The sequence below is a fragment of the Rothia sp. HMSC061C12 genome (assembly GCF_001815755.1).
GTDB lineage: Bacteria > Actinomycetota > Actinomycetes > Actinomycetales > Micrococcaceae > Rothia > Rothia mucilaginosa.
Genome location: NZ_KV821838.1, coordinates 1 through 21435 on the forward strand (window position 1 = coordinate 1; position 21435 = coordinate 21435).

At 59.6% G+C, this 21435-nt stretch carries 19 protein-coding genes; 13 read left to right on the plus strand and 6 right to left on the minus strand.

Annotated elements, in window-relative coordinates:
• Window positions 1-96: 96 nt before the first annotated feature.
• Window positions 97-744 (minus strand): uracil-DNA glycosylase family protein, encoded by a 648-nt coding sequence (locus HMPREF3055_RS00910; RefSeq protein WP_070690385.1) that lies wholly within the window; start codon window positions 742-744, stop codon window positions 97-99.
• 1 nt (window position 745) lies between these two features.
• A complete protein-coding gene (locus tag HMPREF3055_RS00915; RefSeq protein WP_070690387.1) occupies window positions 746-1213 on the minus strand; it encodes a tRNA (cytidine(34)-2'-O)-methyltransferase in 468 nt (155 codons plus the stop codon).
• A gap of 182 nt (window positions 1214-1395) precedes the next feature.
• On the opposite strand from HMPREF3055_RS00915, the gene HMPREF3055_RS00920 reads away from it, so the two are divergent.
• The 10 genes from HMPREF3055_RS00920 to secA all read left to right on the plus strand — a co-directional run bounded on the left by HMPREF3055_RS00920 (window position 1396) and on the right by secA (window position 15178).
• A complete protein-coding gene (locus HMPREF3055_RS00920; protein ID WP_070737386.1) occupies window positions 1396-2643 on the plus strand; it encodes a cysteine desulfurase family protein in 1248 nt (415 codons plus the stop codon).
• Between the two features lie 195 nt (window positions 2644-2838).
• A complete protein-coding gene (gene mnmA / locus HMPREF3055_RS00925; RefSeq protein WP_049356517.1) occupies window positions 2839-4041 on the plus strand; it encodes a tRNA 2-thiouridine(34) synthase MnmA in 1203 nt (400 codons plus the stop codon).
• A 123-nt stretch (window positions 4042-4164) separates the two neighbouring features.
• On the plus strand, window positions 4165-4563 hold the full coding sequence (locus tag HMPREF3055_RS00930; RefSeq protein ID WP_049356519.1) for a chorismate mutase: 399 nt from the start codon (window positions 4165-4167) through the stop codon (window positions 4561-4563).
• A 67-nt stretch (window positions 4564-4630) separates the two neighbouring features.
• On the plus strand, window positions 4631-5938 hold the full coding sequence (locus tag HMPREF3055_RS00935) for a uroporphyrinogen decarboxylase/cobalamine-independent methonine synthase family protein (RefSeq protein WP_070737389.1): 1308 nt from the start codon (window positions 4631-4633) through the stop codon (window positions 5936-5938).
• Between the two features lie 55 nt (window positions 5939-5993).
• Window positions 5994-6695 (plus strand): MtrAB system response regulator MtrA, encoded by a 702-nt coding sequence (gene mtrA, locus HMPREF3055_RS00940; RefSeq protein ID WP_005505360.1) that lies wholly within the window; start codon window positions 5994-5996, stop codon window positions 6693-6695.
• Between the two features lie 34 nt (window positions 6696-6729).
• Window positions 6730-8481, plus strand: a complete 1752-nt coding sequence (gene mtrB / locus HMPREF3055_RS00945; RefSeq protein WP_070615039.1) for an MtrAB system histidine kinase MtrB — start codon at window positions 6730-6732, stop codon at window positions 8479-8481.
• 228 nt (window positions 8482-8709) lie between these two features.
• Window positions 8710-10416 (plus strand): LpqB family beta-propeller domain-containing protein, encoded by a 1707-nt coding sequence (locus tag HMPREF3055_RS00950; protein ID WP_070737392.1) that lies wholly within the window; start codon window positions 8710-8712, stop codon window positions 10414-10416.
• 154 nt (window positions 10417-10570) lie between these two features.
• A complete protein-coding gene (locus HMPREF3055_RS00955; protein WP_246826867.1) occupies window positions 10571-11359 on the plus strand; it encodes a ComF family protein in 789 nt (262 codons plus the stop codon).
• Window positions 11360-11568: 209 nt separating this feature from the next.
• The gene (gene hpf, locus HMPREF3055_RS00960; protein WP_230457231.1) at window positions 11569-12210 is read left to right on the plus strand and encodes a ribosome hibernation-promoting factor, HPF/YfiA family; all 642 of its coding nucleotides are present in this window, start codon (window positions 11569-11571) and stop codon (window positions 12208-12210) included.
• A gap of 352 nt (window positions 12211-12562) precedes the next feature.
• Window positions 12563-15178, plus strand: a complete 2616-nt coding sequence (secA, locus tag HMPREF3055_RS00965; protein WP_049342199.1) for a preprotein translocase subunit SecA — start codon at window positions 12563-12565, stop codon at window positions 15176-15178.
• A gap of 124 nt (window positions 15179-15302) precedes the next feature.
• On the opposite strand, the gene HMPREF3055_RS00970 is transcribed toward secA, so the two are convergent.
• Both HMPREF3055_RS00970 and HMPREF3055_RS00975 read right to left on the minus strand, forming a co-directional pair.
• On the minus strand, window positions 15303-15980 hold the full coding sequence (locus tag HMPREF3055_RS00970) for an Rv3235 family protein (RefSeq protein WP_049342198.1): 678 nt from the start codon (window positions 15978-15980) through the stop codon (window positions 15303-15305).
• Window positions 15981-16074: 94 nt separating this feature from the next.
• On the minus strand, window positions 16075-17037 hold the full coding sequence (locus HMPREF3055_RS00975) for a LysM peptidoglycan-binding domain-containing protein (protein WP_070593942.1): 963 nt from the start codon (window positions 17035-17037) through the stop codon (window positions 16075-16077).
• Window positions 17038-17250: 213 nt separating this feature from the next.
• On the opposite strand from HMPREF3055_RS00975, the gene HMPREF3055_RS00980 reads away from it, so the two are divergent.
• On the plus strand, window positions 17251-17913 hold the full coding sequence (locus tag HMPREF3055_RS00980; RefSeq protein ID WP_236146102.1) for a histidine kinase: 663 nt from the start codon (window positions 17251-17253) through the stop codon (window positions 17911-17913).
• Between the two features lie 183 nt (window positions 17914-18096).
• Here HMPREF3055_RS00980 and HMPREF3055_RS00985 read toward each other — a convergent pair whose 3' ends face one another.
• Window positions 18097-18330, minus strand: coding sequence for a helix-turn-helix domain-containing protein (locus tag HMPREF3055_RS00985; protein ID WP_044150292.1), 234 nt, complete (start codon window positions 18328-18330; stop codon window positions 18097-18099).
• 361 nt (window positions 18331-18691) lie between these two features.
• Here HMPREF3055_RS00985 and HMPREF3055_RS00990 point away from each other — a divergent pair, with 361 nt between their 5' ends.
• A complete protein-coding gene (locus HMPREF3055_RS00990; RefSeq protein WP_070737401.1) occupies window positions 18692-19384 on the plus strand; it encodes an SAF domain-containing protein in 693 nt (230 codons plus the stop codon).
• Window positions 19381-21057, plus strand: coding sequence for a CpaE/TadZ family protein (locus HMPREF3055_RS00995; protein ID WP_070737398.1), 1677 nt, complete (start codon window positions 19381-19383; stop codon window positions 21055-21057). Before HMPREF3055_RS00990 ends, HMPREF3055_RS00995 begins: the two co-directional genes overlap by 4 nt.
• Window positions 21058-21260: 203 nt before the next feature.
• Here the strand turns inward: HMPREF3055_RS00995 and HMPREF3055_RS09500 are convergent.
• Window positions 21261-21435, minus strand: a 175-nt coding sequence (locus tag HMPREF3055_RS09500; protein WP_141758461.1) for an IS3 family transposase, incomplete at its 5' end; no start/stop codon positions are given.

Consider the following 21435-nt stretch of genomic DNA (forward strand, 5'->3'; position numbering starts at 1 on the left):
TCGTTGTCCAAGAAACGGGAGGCAGTTCACGTATGGGGTGGGAGCTTTCTTTTGTTAGTACAGCAAACTGTATTGGCGTTGCAGATTAGGGGAGAATTAGACGCCCTCGAGAACCTCGCCCACGCGCTTCTGCAAAGCCGGGACAACCTCCTGCTCGAACCACGGGTTCTTCGCCTGCCACCTAAAATTCAGCGGCGAAGGATGCACCAGCGGCAGAAACTTAGGAAGATAAGACTCCCACGCACGAACCGTCTCCGTCAGGTTCTTCTGCGCCTTAGGGGCATGCACACCATCCAGGTAGTGCTTCTGCGAGTAAGCCCCCACCAGCAGAATCAGCTGCACATCCGGCATCAGCTCCAGAAGCTGCGGATGCCACTTCGGCGCGAAATCCTTACGCGGCGGGTTATCGCCGTGCGCGCCCTTACCCGGGTAATAGAAATCCATCGGCAACAGCGAAATCAGCTCGGGGTCATAGAACTGCTCGTCCGTCACGCCCATCCACTCGCGCAACTTTACGCCGCTCGGGTCATTCCACGGGATACGGCTCTCCTGTGCGGCACGCCCAGGCGCCTGACCAATCACCACAATACGGGCATGAGGCGATGCCGAATAAACCGGCTCCCAACCCTGCTCCGTGAACTCCCTATTCTGCGAATCCAAACGAATCTGCTCAGCCAGGGGAGGGGTGGTTTCCAGAATCTGCTGAACCAGAGGCCCCGGCAGATTATGGTGTGCTGCAGCCATGCTAGATGGAGCCTCCCTCAAAACCGTTCTGACGCCATGCCTCAAAAATCGCAATGGATGCAGAATTAGCCAGGTTCAGCGAGCGGCGACCCGGCTTCATCGGAATCTTCACCCGCTCAGTCACGTGCGGATCCTGCTGAACCTCAGCGGGCAGACCCACCGACTCCGGACCAAACATGAACACGTCACCGGGACGGTACTCAATATCCGCATACGACGTCGAAGCAGTCGTCGTGAACGCAAAAACACGTTCCGGAGCCAGAGCCTCCCACGCGTCCTCAAGGGTCTCATGCACCGTCACCACCGCCAGGTCGTGATAATCCAGACCCGCGCGGCGCAGATGCGCATCATCAAAGTTAAAGCCCAGCGGCTTCACCAGGTGCAGCTCAGCGCCAGTAATTGCCGCCAAACGGATAGCATTGCCGGTATTGCCGGGAATCTCAGGGGTATAGAAAAGAATCTTGAACACGTTCCTAAGTGTACCGCGCAGCCCCCGACCAGCCCGGAACAGCCCCCGACCAGCATTGAGCGTCCCGGGGCAGTAGCGCTCGCCGACCCAGCCGCAGGTGAACACGCCTAGAAGAGCTCGGACAGGGCGCGATAAAATAAGCGAGGCGAAAAAAGTCGCCAAACAACCCAGCAGGAGGAACCATGAGCGCAGAAACCAACCGTCAGAACGGCCGCGTCTACCTCGACCACGCCGCCACCACCGACGTACTGCCCGCCGCCATCGACGCCATGGTCGAACAGATGCGCAACGGCGGCAACCCCTCCTCCCTGCACGCCGTAGGACGCGACGCCCGCGCCACCGTCGAATACGCCCGCGAACGCATCGCCCGTGCCATCGGAGCCGACCCCGCCGAGGTTATTTTCACCTCCGGCGGCACCGAAGCGGACAACCTCGCCGTTAAGGGCATCTACTGGAAGCGCCGCGAAGAAGATCCGCAGCGCACCCGAATTCTCGTCTCCTCCATCGAGCACCACGCCGTGGAAGAAACCTGCGAATGGCTCGAAAAGGCAGAAGGTGCGCAGCTCGAATGGATCCCCGTAGACGAGCACGGTAGCGTCAACCCGCAGACCGTTCGCGAGCTCATCGAAAAGAACCCCGAAGATGTCGCCCTCGTGACCGTCATGTGGGCGAACAACGAGGTCGGCACCGTACAGCCCATTCCTGAAATTGCCGCTATCGCCGCCGAATACGGTATTCCCGTGCACTCGGATGCGGTGCAGGCATTCGGTGCGGTCCCCATTGATTTCCACGCCAGCGGGGTAGCGACCCTCGCCATCTCGGGCCACAAGATCGGCGGCCCCATGGGCATCGGCGCGCTGGTTGCAACCCGCGCCGTGCAGCTGACCCCCGTGCTTCACGGAGGCGGTCAGGAACGCTCCGTACGCTCCGGCACCATCGACGCGCCCGCCATCGCAGGTTTCGCGGAGGCCGCCGTACACTCGGTTCAGCACCTCGACGAAGAATCCGCCCGCATCGCCGCGCTACGCAACGAACTCGTTGCGGCAATTAGCGCGCTTATCCCGCAGGCGCACCTGAGCGGCGAAAACCCGCTCACCGAAGAATACCCGGGCCAGAAGCGACTGCCCGGCAACGCCCACTTCACCTTCGAAAACGCCGAAGGAGACACCCTGCTCTTCCTGCTGGACATGCAGGGCATCAGCAGCTCCACCGGCTCCGCCTGCAACGCCGGGGTGACCCGCCCCTCCCACGTGCTCATGGCAATGGGCATGGACGAAGACACCGCCCGCAGTGCCCAGCGCTTCACCCTCGGCCACTCCACCACCGGAGCCGATATTGCGCGCCTCATCGCGGCACTACCCGCCGCCTACGAACAGGCTGCAAAGGCGGGACTGTCCTCGCAGGTGCCCGACGCCTCCCGCTGGCACTAGAAACCCAGACGAGAAGATACCGAACCGCCCTCAGCCTGCAATCTCAGCGTTCGCTGAGGGCTGGCTGAGGGTGCACTGCCCAATATCCCGCCGAGCCCCTGCGTACAATGGGTAGCTACAGTAACGGAAAGTCCGCCCGCACACAGGGCACGCTCCGAACGTTCCTAGAAGCTCAACAGAACAGAAGGATAGGCAGTGAAAATTCTTGCAGCTATGAGTGGCGGCGTTGACTCCGCAGTCGCCGCAGCCCGTGCCGTAGAAGCAGGACACGAAGTAGTCGGCGTTCACCTAGCCCTATCCCGCATGCCCGGCACCCTACGCACCGGCTCCCGCGGTTGCTGCACCCTCGAAGACTCCATGGACGCCCGCCGCGTCTGCTCCCAGCTGGGCATCCCCTTCTTCGTCTGGGACTTCTCCGAACGTTTCAAAGAAGACGTCGTCGACGACTTCATCTCCGAATACGAAGCCGGACGAACCCCCAACCCCTGCATGCGCTGCAACGAAAAGATTAAGTTCGCCGCGCTACTCGAACGCGCCCTCGCCCTCGGCTTCGACGCCGTGGTGACCGGCCACTACGCCCGCGTCATCACCACCGAAGACGGCAACCGCGAACTGCACCGCGCCGCCGACTGGGCTAAAGACCAGTCCTACGTGCTCGGCGTGCTCACCCACGAACAGCTCAAGCACGCCTGGTTCCCCTTGGCGGATACCCCCTCCAAGGCACAGGTGCGTGCGGAGGCGGCAGAGCGCGGCTTCTCCGTGGCGAAGAAGCCGGACTCCTACGACATCTGCTTCATCCCCGAAGGTGATACCCGCGCCTGGCTGGGCGACCACATCACAATGCGCCCCGGCCTCATCAAGGACACCCACGGCGAGGTACTCGGCGAGCACCCTGGCGCGCAGGCGTACACCGTGGGCCAGCGCAAGGGCCTGGCACTGGGTCGCCCCGCCGCCGACGGCAAGCCTCGCTTCGTGCTGGAGGTGCGCCCCAAGGAAAATGAAGTCATCGTCGGCTCCCGCGAGCTGCTTGCCGTGCACGAAATCCGCGGTATCCGCGCCACCTGGGCGGGCGTCCCCGTGGAACAGGCGGCACGCTTCCTGGAAGAGCCCGCGCATCTGGGCGCTCGCAGCGAAGAGTTCGAGGTGACCGCACAGGTGCGCGCGCACGCTGACCCGGTCCGCGCCAAGGCGTACATGACCTGGGCACCCGACCCCGAAGCTGAAGAAGAAGGCGCACTGCGCCTGGAAACCGTAGTGCGCCTCCTGGATCCGCTCTCCGGTGTGGCACCGGGACAGACCATGGTGCTCTACCAGGGCACCCGCGTACTGGGCCAGTCCACCATCGCCCGCGCCTACTCGCTGGACCGCGAAGATATTCAGGAAACCCTGGGCGCTTAGCTTCTCGACCAGCGCCGAATAGCCGCACCAAGTAGCCGCTCACCCCGCTATTGCCAACCGTTGCCGCAACATCCTGCTTGGGCGCAACGCACAGAAGACCACAACCAATCCGAGGAGAAACCGATGACCCCCGAAAACACTTCCTGCGAATTTGACCCCCACGCCACCTCCATGGGCGATGAAGTCGCACCGGAGGTCTACGAGGAGCTCTTCGCCATGCGCCGCTCCATCGACAACTTCGATGCAGCGCTGGTGCACATCCTCGCGGAGCGTTTTCAGGCGACCAAGCGCGTGGGCGTCCTGAAGGCTAAGCACAACCTGCCCGCTGGCGATCCTGGCCGTGAAGAGGCACAGATTGCTCGCCTGCGTGCCATGGCGAAGGAATCCAGCCTGGACCCGGAATTCGCGGAGAAGTTCCTGAACTTCATTATTTCTGAGGTGATTCGCCACCACGTGCGCATCGCAAACGAGCAGGCTGAGCAGGACGGCGAGGCAACTGAAGCCGAGAACTCCGAAGGCTAGTACCGCGCAACTTTCGCATCATTGCGTTTGAACCTGTACTCCATCTGACCCCTCTGGACACACTCCTATGCCCGCTCAATCTTCCAGCCGCCAGAACGTCCGTACTGAACCGACGCCGGAGCGCCTGCTACTGCCCGGTGAGTACCGTGCCCCCGAAGGGGACGAACTGACCGAACAGGACCTCGCCGCGCTCGCTACGGAGCGTCCGCCGGTGCGCGCCAGCGGACTGGGCGATTTTCCCGGCGATGATTTGGGCGAAGCAATGTCTCGAGTGGAAGGGGAGCTGGGTGCCCCGCACCTGCCGTTCTTGCCGCATCTGCCGGCGCTGGGCTGGCGGAGTACTCCTCTGGCACGCACCCTGGCGGTGTGTGAGGGACTTGCTTTTGACGGTGCCTCGTTTGGCTGGCGCATGGTGCATAGCGGCGGCAGGGGAGCACGCGAGTCTGCCTTGGCGCAGGACCGTCTGCTTTCGGATATCAATCTTCTCGCTGACCGTGTGGGTGCGCAGAAGAAGAGGTTCACTTCCAGTGCTGAGGGTTCCGCCCCGGCGTATAAGATTCAGCTGGTCGGTCCGCTGACTCTTGCCGCCAGTATCTATCTGCCCGGCGGCGAGCGTGCCATTAGTGATGCAGGGGCGAGCCGTGACCTGCTGGAGTCGTTCCTGGAAGGCCTGGAACGCTGGATGGGTTCTCTGCGCGAGGCTCTGCAAGCTCCGCGGGCGCTGATTGCCGTGCAGCTGGATGAATCCGAATTTCAGCGTCTGATGGAGGGGGCCATCCCTACGGTGAGTGGCTTCCGCTCCCTGCCGGCTTTGCAACCTCACTACTATCAGCAGGTGTACCGCCGTATCTCGGAGCGTTTCGCCGAGTTGAATCTGCAACTCATCCTGGACGTGGATGGCACCGCGCTTAAACCTGTGCAGGAGCTGAAGCTGCTGAGCCAGTCCCGCCCTGCCCTTGATGCATTGGCCCTTGTGAAGGCGATGCATGTTGAGGACGGCGCTCCCTGCGCTTTGCTGTTGCATCCTGATCGCGCCCGCCTCAAAGAGCCCGGCACGCTGCAGGTTCCGCCGCTGAGCGACCCTCGTTCCTGGGAGCCCGTCGCGCAGCTTCTGGATGCGCAGGCCCAGCTGTGGCTGCCGGTGGTGACCTCTGCGCGGGTCCCTGATCAGGTGCGCCGCCTGTACACCCTGTGGCGTGAGGTTGGTCTTGAGCCGACGCAGTTGAGTGCGGTGGATTTGATGCCTGATGAGCGTATTCAGGGCGGTTCCGTGCCTGCTGGGATGACTTCAGCCGCGGTAAGTATGCTGGATGCCACGGCTTCGCTGGCGCGGGTGACAGAGTGTGCCCGTGCATTGGCTGAGTGCGCGGTATGATTAGAGAATCAGCTTTTTTATGTAAGTATTTACGACAATTCTTTAGGGAGGTACTGTGAGCGCAAGCGACGCACACACCATTTTGGTGGTTGATGACGATGATGCTCTGGCGGAAATGATTGGCCTCGTGCTCGCGCAAGAGGGCTTTAACGCTGTTTTCTGCGAAAATGGCAGCCGCGCTTTTGAAACTTTTATGCGCTCCACTCCCGATTTGGTGCTTTTGGATTTGATGCTTCCTGGCATGAACGGTATTGAAGTGTGCCAGCAAATTCGCCGTTCTTCTAATGTGCCGATTATTATGTTGACCGCTAAAAGCGACACTGAAGATGTTGTTAAGGGTCTTGAAGCTGGCGCTGATGATTACATTGCTAAGCCTTTTAAGCACGCTGAATTGTTGGCGCGTATTCGTACCCGTTTGCGTCCGCGTGAGAGCCGTCAGCTGGTGGTGTCCATTGGCGATATTGTCATGGATATGGACGGTCGTACCGTCAAGTACCACAGCACTGAGGTTCCAATGACTCCTCTGGAGTTTGACCTGTTGGCCGCGCTGGTTCGTCACCCGGGTCAGGCGTTGAGTCGTCAGGAACTGCTGGACATGGTCTGGGGTTACACTGATGTGAGCGATTCGCTGGTAAACGTGCACGTCCAGCGTTTGCGCGCTAAGTTTGATGAGCTGGGTGCGGATCGTTTTATCCAGACGGTCCGTGGCGTTGGCTATAAGATTCCGACCGAGCTGGTGGGATCTTCCGGTAGCTAATCGGAACCTATTCATAGGCGAAGGGATAACCTGATTGTCTGTTGCGAAGTCGAGCCATGAGCACGGCGCTTTGACGGCGGAGGCGGTAGCCTCCGCCTCTTCGCGTACCCGCACTTCCAAGCCGCGTAAGGCACAGAAGCAGCGTAGGAACCTGATGCAGCGCGCTCAGCGTCTGTGGAAGGAATCTCTGCAGTTCCGTGCTCTGGGAACCGCGGGCATCATGATGTTCCTGAGCTTCTTGATGGTGGGTTGGTCCTTGTCGAGCCAGATTGCATCGAGTCTTTTTGAGAATCAGAAGAGCCAGGCGTTGGCGGAATCAGAGAGTGGTTTCCGCAACGTTCAGAGCGTGCTGGACTCCTCTGAAGCCCGTAGTGACAGCGAGATTCGTCGTAATGTGAGCCGTACCCTGACCGTCTTGGACGCGGGTAGCTCGGGTAAGCGCAATTGGATTCTTGTGCCTTTGGAAGGTCAAGGTAAGCAGGGTTTTATTCCTGAGCAGAGCAGTAATAATTCTTTGAATTCTTCGAGTATTCCGAATGATTTTAAAAAAACTGTTCGTGATAAGGACGGTATTTTCTGGCAGACGTCTACGGTGACTACTGTCGAAAATAATCGTGAGCGCACCTATCCGGTGCTTATCGTTGGTACACATATTTCTATTTCTCAGAACCCTAATTACGGTTTGTTCCTTGTGTACGATATGACGGATTCTTCCGCCACGATTGCGCATATTAACTTTGTTCTTTTTGGTGGTTTCTGTGCACTGCTTACTGTGGTGCTTTCTGTGGTGTGGATTGTGACTCGTTTTGTGGTCCGCCCGATTACGCAGACCGCTATTACGGCGGAGAAGCTGGCTGCTGGCGACCTGGATCAGCGTGTGTCTGTACACGGTGAGCATCAGGCGGCGCGTCTGGGCTATTCCTTCAACCTGATGGCTGACTCGCTGCAGGAGAAAATTGTTCAGCTGGAGCGCCTGTCGACTTTGCAGCAGCGCTTCGTATCTGACGTTTCTCATGAGTTGCGCACTCCGCTGTCGACGGTGCGTTTGGGTACTGAGCTGCTGTACGATTCGCGTGAGAATATGAACCCGATGCAGGTCCGTAGCGTGGAGCTTCTGCATGAGCAGGTGGACCGTTTCCAGTCGATGCTTTCTGATCTGCTCGAGATTTCGCGCTTCGATGCTGGTAGCGCAATGCTGACCATTGACACGGAAGACTTCATCCGTGTTCTCTCGAATATTTTGCAGGAGGCTCTGCCTCATCTGGAACGTACGCATACGAAGCTGAACGTGCATACGAGCCATGAGAGCATCATGGTGGATATGGACCGTATACGTATTGAGCGTGTGCTCCGTAACCTGCTGTACAACGCGATTGAGCATGGCGAATCCCGCCCGATTGACGTGTATGTGGATGCAAACGCCACGAATCTGGGTATTGCGGTGCGCGACCACGGTATCGGCTTGTCTGAGGATGAAGCCGTTCAGGTGTTCAACCGTTTCTGGCGTGCTGATACTTCGCGTAAGCGTACCCTGGGCGGTACGGGCCTGGGTCTGTCGATTGCTGCTGAGGATGTGCGTCTGCACGGCGGCACGATTGAGGCGTGGGGCGAGAAGGGCCGCGGTGCTTGCTTCACGGTGAACCTGCCCCTGGTTCATGGCGCTCCGTTGGGTGAGTCGCCGGTTCTGGTGACGGGTGAGCCTGAGTCAAGCTCGCATCGTTCGGCGACGGCTAAGGATACGCTGCCCAATATCGCTCCTCGTACGGCTGCTGGGGGCGACCTCTAGAAGAGGCGCGAGGCCCTGGTCCCTGTCATGAAACGGGGGATTGGGGTCGGTGCGGTTGTATTTGCACTTATCCTTGCGTATTTGCACTGTTTACCCAGTACAATCAATGCAGATATATTTTCACGGTGTTGCTATATCGCTGTGTTGATTCTTTCGCCGCGCTGCGATGGCCTGCAGCGGTAGCTGGTGATTGTTTGTCTTTGTTCGTAGAGGAAGGTTAAGACCTCCATGTCTCACAGGGCTATTGTTTCTCGACGCGCCGCGCTGTCTTGGTGCGCGGTGTCTTTGGCGACGCTGATGAGCTCTTGCGCGGGTCTTCCTTCGAACGACCGGGTGACTCAGCACAGCAGTGGTCTGGACGTGAAGAGCGTTAATACTTCTCCGGCGCGTGCGCCGGGACCGCTGGCGGGCGCTACCCCCGAGGCGATTATTGAGGGCTTCGTGCGTGCTGGTGTGGATAGTATCGAAAATTATGCTGTGGCGCGCCAGTATTTGAGCTCTTCTTTTGCGGGCCGTTGGAATCCCTACGGTACGACTCGTGTGTACCGTAATACGGTGCAGCCGCGTAGTGATGATAGCGGAAACGCTGAGGGTACGTACCATGTGCGTTTTCAGCAGACTGCGACCGTGAATAGTCAGGGTATTACGAGTACCTTCCCTGAGGCTCAGACTGAGACTCAGGATTTCACCGTGGTCATGGAAGATAACCAGTGGCGTATTAGCTCCTGCCCGGATGGCTTGTGGCTGGATGGCACTGAGTTTGAGCGTGTGTTTAGCCCATGTCGCCTGTATTTCTACGATCGTGCGTTCCGTTATGCTGTGCCAGATATCCGTTGGTTCCCGCATACGGATCGCTATTTTGAGTTGCTGGTGCGTACTCTGATGATTGGTCCGGCGTCCTATTTGAAGGATGTCGCGTTCTCGGCGTTGAATGAGTCGATGAGCCTTGAGACCGCTAGCATGAGCGATAACCAGGATGTGCTGGTTCGCCTTTCGGGCGATCACCTGGACGATAACCGTTTGGCGCGTGTGCGTGAGCAGATTATGCACGGTTTGGAGAACTTCTCGGGTCTGGGTAAGACCGAGGTGTTCTACAACGGCACTCTGATTCCTGAGAATGCACCGAGCGGCTTTTCTGCGGTAAAGCTGAACCCGGGTGTTCCTGCCCGCACGGTTGCTATTAATTCGAATGGCCAGATGGTGGCGCGCGATGACTATATGAGCAATGCGGGTGAGCAATTGCTTCTGCGTGGCGTGACCCAGTTGAGTTCCCCGGCGATGGGCTATTCGGCGGATGTTTACGCCTGCTTGGCGAACGATGCCGCGAGCCTGTACACGGTGTATCAGGGCACTGCCCGCCGCGTGTGGCAGAGTACCGCTCTGACTGCTCCCAGTTTTGATGCGTATGGCTGGGTGTGGGCAGCCGATGGTGAGGGTATTGTTCGTGCCTTCAAACCGGATTCTGAGGACGCGAATGAGCGTGAGCGCGGCGTGGATATTGGCCTGTCGTGGCAGCGTAATTTGAGCTTTACGAGCGTGAACGTTTCGCACGATGGTGCCCGCATGGCGATTGTGGCCTCTACTGAGGGTGCGTCGGCTGTGATTATTTCTGGCATTGTGCGTGATGATGCCGGCAAGCCTCTGCGTCTGACGGAGATGGTGCGTCTGAGCTCTTCTGTGACTCCGCGTAATGCCCGTTGGGCTGGCGACCAGAGCGTCGTGGTGGTGAACGTGAAGAACGGCGAGTCTGAGGTGATTTCCCTGAGTGGTGAAGAGACGAAGCTTGACCGTCTGGATGGTGTCATGAGCATTTCCACCGCAGATAATACGTCGAATATCATTGCCCACCGTTCTGATGGTTCGTGCTATCTGATGGAGGAGCGCGGCTGGATCCGTTTGGATACGACCCTGCACGAGATTAGTTACGCCGGTTAGCCTCGGGTACCGGGTATAGCGCGCGGAAAGGTTGCTTTCGGTGAGTTCAGAACAGCGTGGTTTGAACGAGCCCGTGAACGGGTCTCTGAGCAGGTCTCTGACCGGGCTCGCTGGCGCTCTCAAGAGTGCCGGCGGGTCTTTGGGGGAGGTGCTGATGCCGCGTACCTGCCCGTGCTGTGCTGTACCGGTGGCGTACGGTGCCGGCTCACCGCTGTGTGAAAGTTGCCTGCCGCAGCTACATTCGGCGTTGGCGCGTGTGGAGCGAGTGCAGGTTCTGCAGCCTCTTGATGGCGCGGTGGTTCCTGAGGTGCGTGCAGCATCCCGTTATGAAGGGATGATGCCGCGTGCACTGTTGGCGTTGAAGAACGCTGGTCGCACCGATTTGCTGCCCCTGCTGGGTGAGGGTTTGGCGCGTAGCGTGTACGAGCTTCTCCGCGCTCACCGGGAGGGCCTTCATGCAGAGTCTGGTTCTTCAATTCCGGTTGAGGTTCTGCTGGTTCCGGCACCGTCCTCTGCGCAGAGCGTGCGCCGCCGCGGCTATGCGCCAGCGAATCTTTTGGTGCAGGAGGCGGCGCGTCAGCTCAATCAGCGTCTGCCCGCCTCGGTGCGAGTGCGTGCCGTGGACGTCATCGGGTATGCGCCTCGCGGCCGGCGGGGGAGCGGCACCTCCTTATCTTCTCGTGTGGGTACTTCTCTCCTCGGTGCTTCTGAGGCAAAGAATGAGCAGAAGAGCCTGGGTGCTGTGGGTCGTGCCGAGCGGATGCACGGTGCTCTGCGTGTCATGGAACCCGCCCTGTGCGCGGATCGGGTGAGCATTATTTGTGATGATGTGGTGACCACCGGTGCGACCGCCTCTGAGATGGTGCGTGTGCTACAGGAATCCGGTTCGCGGGTGCTGGGCGTGTGTGCTGTGGCGGCGGTACCGAAAAAGGCTCAGACATAGCGTTTCTTGTAGTTAGTTGCAAGAGATACACGATTTTTAGCGAATAAAGTTCGCAGACGGACGAATAGCTATTATTTAGGCTAAATATTTGTCATATCTAGTGATATGAAACATGTTTCGTACTAAAATATATACAAGGGAACGGCATTGAAGTCGAACCCCCGTACCGGGTCCAACCGGACGCGGTATAAGCCCCCAACCTGGAGGGAATGATCGTGGAAGTCAACATCTACGGCCGCAATATCAAGGTCACCGAACGCCTGGAAGAATACGTGAGCGACAAGGTTCAGAAGTTCGCTCAGCTCGGCGATAACGTGAAGGACATCGACGTCAAGTTCAGCAAGGACGGTCACCTGGGTGGCGAGTCCATCCGTGTTGAGATTACCGTTGTTGGTACTGGCCCTGTCCTCCGTTCCGAAGCCCAGGGTCACGACAAGTTCGCGGTCTTCGATGAAACCTACGGCAAGCTCCTGGAGCGTCTGCGCCGTGCACGTGACCGCCGCAAGCTGCACAAGCGCGGTGGCAAGCACCCCGTCTCCGTGGCGGACGCTACCGGATCGATTCCTGTGGTTACCGAAGCAATTACCGAGATTCTGTTGCCGGATGTTCCGGTGGAAGAAGCAGCATTCGACAACAGCGAGGTCACCCTCGCCGACGAGGCCGCATCTCCCATCGAGATTCGCCACAAGAGCTTCAAGGGTGAGCGTCTGACTCCCGCAGAAGCTGTTGACCGTATGGAACTGGTCGGCCACGACTTCTACCTGTACATTGACAGCGAGACCGGCGCACCGGCTGCGGCATACCGTCGTAAGGGCTGGAGCTACGGCATCATTACTCTGGACAACGAGTAAAAACTAACGTACCTGCTGGATGCTGAGGCGTAAGGCTCTTTAGGGGTCGTACTCAGCGAGTAGGCTCAAGACCCGGGCGGTCTGGGAACACACACCGTGTTTCTCCAGGCCCCCGGGTTTTTCTTTGCCCTCCACACATCTGTTCCTTTAGACGGATGGGTCGGCTCTGCCTCAACCGGAGGGTGAAAGATTCGAGTGTCACCAAATGTCACCTCGTGGGCGCAGAGCGTAAAAAAGAGCTCGGACGGGCGAATTATGCGGCTCTGCCATACAATATGTAGGAAGGCCTCACCGCGCGCACTTTCGCGCGCCCTTGGTGAGGGTACCGAAACAAGCAAGGAGTAGAAGCTCAGTGGCATCTTTCTTGGAGAAAATCCTCCGAACCGGCGATAAGAGGGTTCTGCGACAGCTCGAAGCGTACACTAAGGCGGTGAACTCGCTCGAGGACAGCTTCGCATCGATGACCGATGAGGAACTGCGAGCAGAGACCGACAAGTTCCGCGAGCGCGTCAAGGACGGCGAATCCCTCGACATTATGCTGCCGGAGGCCTTTGCGGTGGTCCGTGAAGCATCCAAGCGTACCCTGGGCAAGCGCCACTACGACGTGCAGCTCATGGGTGGTGCAGCGCTACACCTGGGCAACATTGCCGAAATGAAGACCGGTGAGGGTAAGACCCTCGTTGCGACCCTGCCCGCGTACCTGAACGCGCTGAGCGGCAAGGGCGTGCACATTGTGACCGTGAACGACTACCTGGCTGAGTACCAGGCGAACCTCATGGGTCGTGTGTTCCGCTTCCTCGGCATGGAGTGCGGCGTGATTCTCTCCTCCATGGAACCTGACGAGCGTCGTAAGCAGTACGCCGCAGACATCACCTACGGTACGAACAACGAGTTCGGCTTCGACTACCTGCGCGACAACATGGCGTGGACCGTGGAGGAGCAGGTTCAGCGCGGCCACAACTTCGCCATTATTGATGAGGTGGACTCCATCCTGATCGATGAGGCGCGTACCCCTCTGATCATTTCCGGCCCCGCAGCCGGTGAGGCGAACCGCTGGTACGCAGAGTTCGCGCGCATTGCCGCGACCCTGCTCAAGCGCGGTGAAGACTACGAAGTAGACGAGAAGAAGCGCACCGTCGGCATCCTCGAATCCGGCATTGACAAGGTGGAAGACCACCTGGGTGTGAAGAACCTCTACGAATCCAAGAACACCCCGCTCATTGGCTTCCTGAACAACTCCATTAAGGCGAAGGAGCTGTTCACCAACAACAAGGACTACGTGGTCATCGACGGCGAGGTCCTGATTGTTGACGAGCACACCGGTCGTATTCTGCCGGGCCGCCGCTACAACGACGGCATCCACCAGGCGATTGAGGCGAAGGAAGGCGTCGAAATCAAGCCTGAGAACCAGACCATGGCGACTGTGACCCTGCAGAACTACTTCCGCATGTACGACAAGCTGTCCGGTATGACCGGTACCGCGGAAACCGAAGCGGCAGAGTTCATGAACACCTACGAGCTCGGCGTGGTGCCCATCCCCACCAACAAGGGTGTGCAGCGCATCGACAACCCCGATAAGGTGTACCGCGACGAAATCGCCAAGTTCAAGGCGGTCGTCAAGGACATTAAGGAACGCCACGAAAAGGGCCAGCCGATCCTGGTGGGTACCGCAAGCGTGGAGAACTCCGAATACCTTTCTCGCCAGCTGGCGAAGGCAGGCGTGCGCCACGAGGTGCTGAACGCAAAGAACAACGAGCGTGAGGCTGCTATTGTTGCGCAGGCGGGCCGTAAGGGTGCCGTCACCGTGGCAACCAACATGGCTGGTCGCGGTACCGACATCATGCTCGGCGGTAACCCCGAATTTGAGGCCGTCGAGAAGATGCGTGAGCTCGGCCTGGACCCGAACACCAACTCCGAAGAGTACGAGGCACGCTGGCCCGAGGTTCTGAAGGCCTGCGAAGACGCCGCTAAAGAAGAGCATGATGAAGTCACCAAGCTCGGTGGCCTGTACGTGCTCGGCACTGAGCGTCACGAGTCCCGCCGTATCGACAACCAGCTGCGCGGTCGTTCCGGCCGCCAGGGTGACCCGGGCGAGTCCCGCTTCTACCTGTCGCTGACCGACGAACTGATGCGCCTGTTCAACACCGGCATGGCGACCCGCCTCATGGCGGCAGCCCCCGAGGACTCCGCACTGGACTCCAAGATCGTTAGCCGCGCTATCGCTACCGCACAGGCAAACGTTGAGGGCCGTAACGCTGAGCAGCGTAAGAACGTGCTCAAGTATGACGACGTGCTCAACCGCCAGCGTGAAGCGATTTACAAGGACCGCGGTCGCATCCTGCACGGTGACGACCTGAAGGAACAGATTTCCGGCTTCGTGGACGAGGTGCTGACCACCATCATTGACGCCCGCGTCTCTGAAGGCCACGCCGAGGACTGGGACTTCGACGAGCTCTGGAGCGCCCTCAAGCAGGTGTACCCCATCTCCATCACCGTGGACGACCTGGCAGAGGACGCCGGCGACCGCACCAAGATCACTCGCGACCAGATCGTGAAGGAAGTTTTGGCGGACGCACACCTCATCTACGAGGAGCGTGAAAAGAGCGTCGGCGAAGAGAGCATGCGCGAAATTGAACGCCGCGTCATGCTGTCCGTCATTGGTGAGCGCTGGCCCGAGCACCTGTACGAGATGGAATACCTCAAGGAAGGTATCGGTCTGCGTGCAATGGCTCAGCGTGACCCGCTGGTCGAGTACCAGCGTGAAGGCTACGACATGTACCAGTCGATGCTCGGTGCGGTCCGTGAAGAGACCGTGACCTACCTGTTCAACCTGGACCTGTCCAAGCAGCGTACTCAGGCTTCTGCTGTGCGCCTGGCTGAGCCTTCGCGCCCGAAGTTCCTGCAGTACTCCGCCCCCGATGAGGACGGTCACGAGCAGGTTCACGTTGAGCGCACCAAGGAGAGCTAGCCTCGGTGTAAACCCGGCGTAAACCCGAAAACGCTATAGACGCAACAGAGAGGGTGCGAATCCAATACCGGATTCGCACCCTCTCTGTTTGTCTGTGTGTTTTGTAGGGGAAGCCGGGGAAGCCTTAGTCTTCGTCCAAGCGGCTCTGCGGCTGCTCGATGGAGGTAATCAGCCACATGCCGTGAATCAGCCGCATCTGCATGGTCACCACGCGAACCTTATCCGCACAACGCAATAGCGCCACCGCCTCGTAAAGCTCCTCGTGCACCTTCTGCGCTCGCACCCGCAGCAGAACCGGCGGAAGAGTCAACAGCATCTCCTTGCGCACCTGACGCGGATTTTTGGGGAAGAACGGTAGCAGACGGTGGAAACAATCTGCTGACACCCACTGCGCCAGCTGCTGACGCGAACGACGAGCCGACATGATCTCCAGGTAAGCAATCGCCACACCCGCGCAACGACCCTCCAACTGGCGAGCCAATGCATCCGCAGGACGCAGCGGGCGGCCCCTCTTCACTACCTTCGGGCGTTGCGCCGAATGCTGCTCATAACGCGGCAGCGGCAACAGCGAATAGACCGACGCGCTGTTCCGCCTCTGCACCAGAGCCATCGTGCCCTGCCCCTGCTCCGGTAGCGGAGCGACCTGCTCGGCACTCGCGGGCTGGGGCACCGACTGAGCCACCGGCTGGGAGGTGCGAGCCGCCTGACGCTTTGAATACGGGCTGGCAGGCTGGTTGTCGCGGGAGGCAGGCTGATGCGGCGGGGTCCACGGGGAACGGGGGAGAAGGTTGGAGAAGCTCATGACGGCTCCTTTCGGTGCAGGGGTATGTGAGGTGAGTCGAGCGAACGAAAGACTGTTGGGATGAGGCGGAATGGGGTGGAAGACGCGGGTGAGGTTAGTGAACGGGCTGTTCGGGGATCTGTAGAACCTGCCCCTCGTAGAGCAGCTCGGCGTTCTGACCCAGAGCGTCCTTATTCGCCTCGTAAATATCGAGAGTGTAGTCGTAAATGGTGGAGGCGTCGGTGCCTTCACCCAGCTGCTCGGCGGCAATTGACCAGAGCGTATCGCCCGCCTGGACCGTGTAGGAGTAGGTGCCCGCCTCAGCGCGGGGTGGGGAGAAGAACGGGCTGCGATCCTGCAGCGAGCCTGCCGCCTCCGAAGGCTGAGGAGCCAGGGGAATATCGGGAACCTCAGCAGAGAGTGCCAGAGGAGTAGCGGACTGATCCGGGGCCGTATCGGAGAGAGCCGCATCTGCGTTGGAGCCCGGGCTGGCATCTGCCGTCGCGGTGCCCATTGAAGCTGCAGCGCCCATTGAGTCTGTGGTCATGACCGCCGAAATAGTCGTTTGCGGCATGCCCTCCGTGCCGTTTACCCCGGTGTTGCTGGGCGTAACCACCGTAGCTTGCGCGGGAGCCAAGACCGCCCCCACTCCAAGAGCCGTGCCGCCAAGTGTCAGAACGATGCGGCGCATAAAACGCGGACGGAAAATTGCCGGAACCTTCAGCACCGCGCGGTCAGCGTTGTGGCTCGAAACGCGCAAAGACCAAGCGTAGAAGAGCGCGTAGATAAAACTGATGAACCACCAGGCGGTAATGAGGATTGCTACCGCGCCAGCGCAGAGCAACGAAGCATCTGCCAGCGGGTGTGCCGAGGGGATGCGGTGCAGATTCACGCTTAACGCGCCCAAGACCGCGGCGGAAAGTAGGGGAGGGGCGATGAAGAGCAGAGCATCCTGGTAGCTAGCTTTGGTGCTGGTTTCGTGACCTGCGTCAGCGCCGGATGCCAGAGAAGCAACGGATGCAAGGGGATGCGAAGCGAAGGCTGCGGGCGCCTGACCCGGCGTGGAAAGATGGTCCACAATGACCTCCAAATGGTGTGTTTGATGTGTTTTGGTGTTGCTTCATTTATACAGGAAGTCACGCTAAAAATGAAGCAAAAAGCATCAAAATGCATGAAAAACATATAATTTGGTGGAATTTGGTATAAAAATCAGGTTTGAGAATCATCATCTGACCAGAAAATGTCCCGGTTCGTATCCGCCCCCATCCTCAGGTAGGGTCATAGCATGAGAATGGAAAAGTTCCTACGAGACATTGAGGCGCGCCTCGCCTCCGAACGCGCCTGGGATATGGAACAGGACGCCCGCCAAGTCGCCCGCGTCCAGTACTCCACCATCACCCTCGACGACCGCCTCCTCGCGCAGGTCGGCGGCCCCATCCGCATCTGCGCCACCGACATGCAAACCTACGAAGGCAAACTCGAAATGGTTGGCGAAGAATGGGTCAGCATCGAAGCGCGCGGCGAGAACATCATCATCCCCCTGCGCGGAATGCTCTGGTGGGAAGGTGGCATCGCGCCTGGGCGCGCCGATATTCGCCCCGAACGCTACCGCATGAAAATTCAGCTCGCCCTCCGCTCCCTCGCCATGGCGCGCGAACCCGTCCGCCTCTCCCTCGAGGGTGGCACCGTCAGCTACGACGGCGTGATCGAGCGAGTCGGTGCCGACTTCCTTGAACTGCGCCTGCTCAACGGCGGCCAGTACCCGCGCATCTATGAACGCGACCAGTACGCGCGTGCAGCCTACAGCGCGCAGGGAACCTATGGTCAGGGTGGTTATGGGCAGGCTGGTTACGGTCAGGGTGCCTCCGGCTACTCCCGTGCACCTCGCGGCGCCGGCGTGCGCACCATTCCGCTGGCTCGCGTCAGCGCGGTGATTGCCCGCATTTCACGCTAAAAATATGCGACAAATAGCGGGTGATGCCGTCGGAAAGGGCCTTAGTGTAATGTCCTACCCGACAAGCATAAACACCCGCATCAAAGCATAAATACATACAAAAAGGTCCGCCCCTCTCATGCGAGAGGAGCGGACCTTTCTGAAACCACTCGAGCGTTACGCCCGCGAGGTGCATGTCGAATACTACTCAGCCTTAGCCTTTGCAGTGAGCTTGCCGGAAGCAATTGCCTCCAGAGTCTGCTCGTGGCGCTCGGTAATGTACTCTTCAAAACGAGAGCGTTCAATACGCCACTGGTTACGCCCACCAATCTGGATGGCGGGAAGTTCGCCGCTACGCACCAGAGCACGTACCTGCGAAAGCGAAACCTGCAGCTCCTCGGCAACGTCGCTCAGAGTGAGGAAACGAGGTGCAGTCATCGAATTGTTCCTTTCCGTGAGTGAAATCCTGGGCCCCTTAGCCACCGTTAGTGGCCTTTTACATAGAGTCCATACAGAACATCTATTGAGTACTTTCAGTATATGCCATCACCGTGAAATTTGCTCACAAAAAGCCTTATATGAGCTGAAAAGTTATCTAATCACCCCTTCAAAAGGGGCAAGACTCAAAAATATTTCATAAACACGACTCTTGTTGAGAGAGAGTACTAAATGAAATATGCTGTTAGGGTTAGTGTCAGAACCAACCAAAGCACTATCGAAAACACACCACTCGCTCATCGGTCAGTTGAACAACACCGGAATCACCGCCGGCTTCCGCACCGAAAGGCACAACCACATCATGCGCATACGACAGAACGCGACGAAGCGTTCCACCCTCACCGAGCCCCACGCCAAGCGCCTCAAAAGGCCCACCGTCAAGGATTGGCGATTCATCCTCGGTGTACTTCTCGTGCTCGTCTCCATCACCGGCGTGCAGCTCTACGTGCAAGCCAATAACAGCAAAACCGAGTACTACACCGCCAAAAGTGAAATCCGCCTCGGCGAGAAGATTACCGAAGACAAACTCGCCCGAGTCGAAGCGAACATAGACTCCGCCAAAGACAAGTACTTCACCCGCGCCGAAGCCGCACAGATGAACGGCAAAATCGCTACCCAGCGCATCCCCGCCGGCAACCTCATCAGCAAAGAATCGGTAGGCACTGAAACCTCCCCGGGGCGCCGCCTCGCCACCGTCAGCATTGATCGCACCGCCGCCTCCGCACTGAAGGCAGGCGAGCGCGTGGACGTGTGGACTTCCGGCCCGCGCAACCCCGACACCAAGAGCGATAACCGCACCGAAAACGGTGCCCGCGCCATCGTCACCAATGCCGAAATCGTTGCCGTAACGGTCGATGAAGGCGTGCTTGGCGCCAACGGCAAAGCAACCGTGCAGCTGTGGGTCAAGGAAGAAGCCCTCGCCGCCCTCGTCAAGGAAAGCAATAGCGACTCCAAGATCAGCCTCATCCCCGGCACCTACGGGGAGGGCCAGTGAACATCCCCGTCATTCTCTACGGCGATGACGGCTCGCTCCTGACCCGCATCGAATCCCAGCGCGGCCGCGTTTCCGTAGCGCGTACCGTGCAGGACTTCAGTGAAGCCGTCGGCATGGCGCACACAGGCATTGCCCGCGTGCTGCTCTGCGTCCACATGCCCGCAGAAATGAGCGCCTCCACCGTGGATGCGCTCGCCGCCTCCGAAGTGCTCCTGGCGGTTATCGCCCCGGACAACCTGCCCCTGCCCACGCAGGCGCACCGCATCCGCCCCGAAGCTGCCCTCGATGAGATTCTGGGTTCGCTCGAACAGGCGGTGGATGCGGCGCTCGCCCGACCCGCCGCAGGTTACGGTATTCCCGCGCAGATTCCGGCTCAGCCGCCCGTTCAGCCTGTTGCCCACCGACCGGAGGGCGTCTACGGTCAGGACGCCGGTTACGGCTACGACGCAGGCTACGGCTACGACAGCGGTTACGGTTACGGTTACGATAACGGAGCTGCTGGCCATGGGGCGGGCGGCTACGGCTACGACCCCGCCGCGGGTACTGCCGTAAACGCCGGCGCGCCCTACGGTGCCGACTACGGAAGTTACGGAATCGACCCCGCAGCCCCCGCCGGAAACGCACCCGGCGCACCCGGCGCGCATGACCCGGCGGAAGCCTCCTCCGTTGTGCCCAGCAACGAGGAATCCGTGCTCAGCCAGGCCGCCGCCATCGTCGACTCTTTCGCACCCGGTAGCGACTACGCCCTGCACATGCAGAACGAGAACAACGACGGTACCCTGCCGCAACACCCCGACATCAACCAGGACCCCGCCGCGCCTTCCCGCTACCAGCCCGGCCACCGCCTCGGCAAAATCGTGACCGTCTGGGGCACTCACGGCGCACCCGGTCGAAGCACCATTGCCTTCAACCTCGCCGCCCTCGCGGCGCAGCAGGGTCAGCAGGTCTGCCTCATCGACGCAGACACCTACGCGCCCAGCCTGGATGCGCTCATGGCGCTCGAGGATACCGGCTCCGGCCTGGCAATTCTCTGCTCGGACGCCGACCGTGCCCAGCTCGACGAGAAAAAGGCGGGCGCCATCATGGAGCGAGTGCCCCTCAAAAACGGCACCTTCGACTTCTTGAGCGGCATCACCTCCTCCTCGCGTTGGCCCGAGGTGCGCGCCCGCGCTTTCGCCGAGGTACTCGAATGGCTCAAGCACCGCTACGACCTGGTCATCTGCGATGTTGCCGCCCCCATCGAGGTCGATGAGGAACTGACCTTTGACGGCCCGGCACCGCGCCGTAACGCCGCGACCCTCACCGCGCTCGCCTGCTCCGACCGTGTGATTGCGCTCGGCGAAGCGGACGTCATCGGCCTGCCGCGCCTGATTAACCTCGCCCGCGAGGTGCAGGCACGCCCGGATCTTTTCGCCCCCGAAACGGATGTGCAGTACTGGCTCAACCGCAGCCGCCGCGAAGCCGCCGGGTTCAATCCCGAGGCGAAGATGCGCGATAACTGGGCGCGCTACCTGTCGGTTCCGCTCGCCGGCGTGATTCCGTACGAACGGAAGGTCATGGACCGTTTGCGCCGCAACGGTGAAGCGCTGCTGGAGGTCGCACCCCGCCACGCGGTCGTGCAGTCCCTGGAGGCTATGCTCGAGGGTATGTACGCGGTACGCCCCGGCGCTTAACTTCAGCCCCGGCGTACAGGTCCGTCAGCTACAACTAATGCCCGCCAGAGGCGGGCGAACGAAACCCCGGCGTATCGGTGTTTTTCTCGGTTTCTTCTAGGAACTGCAGAGCGCCGATATGCCGGGTTTTCTGTGTCTTTACGCCGGGTTTTACGTAGGGTTTGAACTGCACCCCGAAACTTGGACGCTATAAATACTAGCCGCTATGCAGCTTCCTGCAGGGCCTGATCCCGGTACTCTACCGGAGTCAGGCCCTTAAGCTTTACCTGACGCCTTACCGTGTTCCAATGCGTGATATAGGCGTCAAGGTCAACCTTGAAACTCTCAAAAGTCTGCCAGTCCTGCCCGCGAAAAAACTCGTCCTTAAGGTGTCCAAAG

Excerpts from the sequence above, each read along its gene's own strand:
- HMPREF3055_RS00910 (WP_070690385.1), bottom strand. The coding sequence starts at position 744 with ATGGCTGCAGCACACCATAATCTGCCGGGGCCTCTGGTTCAGCAGATT.
- HMPREF3055_RS00920 (WP_070737386.1), top strand. The coding sequence starts at position 1,396 with ATGAGCGCAGAAACCAACCGTCAGAACGGCCGCGTCTACCTCGACCAC.
- HMPREF3055_RS00930 (WP_049356519.1), top strand. The coding sequence starts at position 4,165 with ATGACCCCCGAAAACACTTCCTGCGAATTTGACCCCCACGCCACCTCC.
- HMPREF3055_RS00935 (WP_070737389.1), top strand. The coding sequence starts at position 4,631 with ATGCCCGCTCAATCTTCCAGCCGCCAGAACGTCCGTACTGAACCGACG.
- HMPREF3055_RS00950 (WP_070737392.1), top strand. The coding sequence starts at position 8,710 with ATGTCTCACAGGGCTATTGTTTCTCGACGCGCCGCGCTGTCTTGGTGC.
- HMPREF3055_RS00955 (WP_246826867.1), top strand. The coding sequence starts at position 10,571 with ATGCCGCGTACCTGCCCGTGCTGTGCTGTACCGGTGGCGTACGGTGCC.
- hpf (WP_230457231.1), top strand. The coding sequence starts at position 11,569 with ATGATCGTGGAAGTCAACATCTACGGCCGCAATATCAAGGTCACCGAA.
- HMPREF3055_RS00970 (WP_049342198.1), bottom strand. The coding sequence starts at position 15,980 with ATGAGCTTCTCCAACCTTCTCCCCCGTTCCCCGTGGACCCCGCCGCAT.
- HMPREF3055_RS00980 (WP_236146102.1), top strand. The coding sequence starts at position 17,251 with ATGGAAAAGTTCCTACGAGACATTGAGGCGCGCCTCGCCTCCGAACGC.
- HMPREF3055_RS00985 (WP_044150292.1), bottom strand. The coding sequence starts at position 18,330 with ATGACTGCACCTCGTTTCCTCACTCTGAGCGACGTTGCCGAGGAGCTG.
- HMPREF3055_RS00990 (WP_070737401.1), top strand. The coding sequence starts at position 18,692 with ATGCGCATACGACAGAACGCGACGAAGCGTTCCACCCTCACCGAGCCC.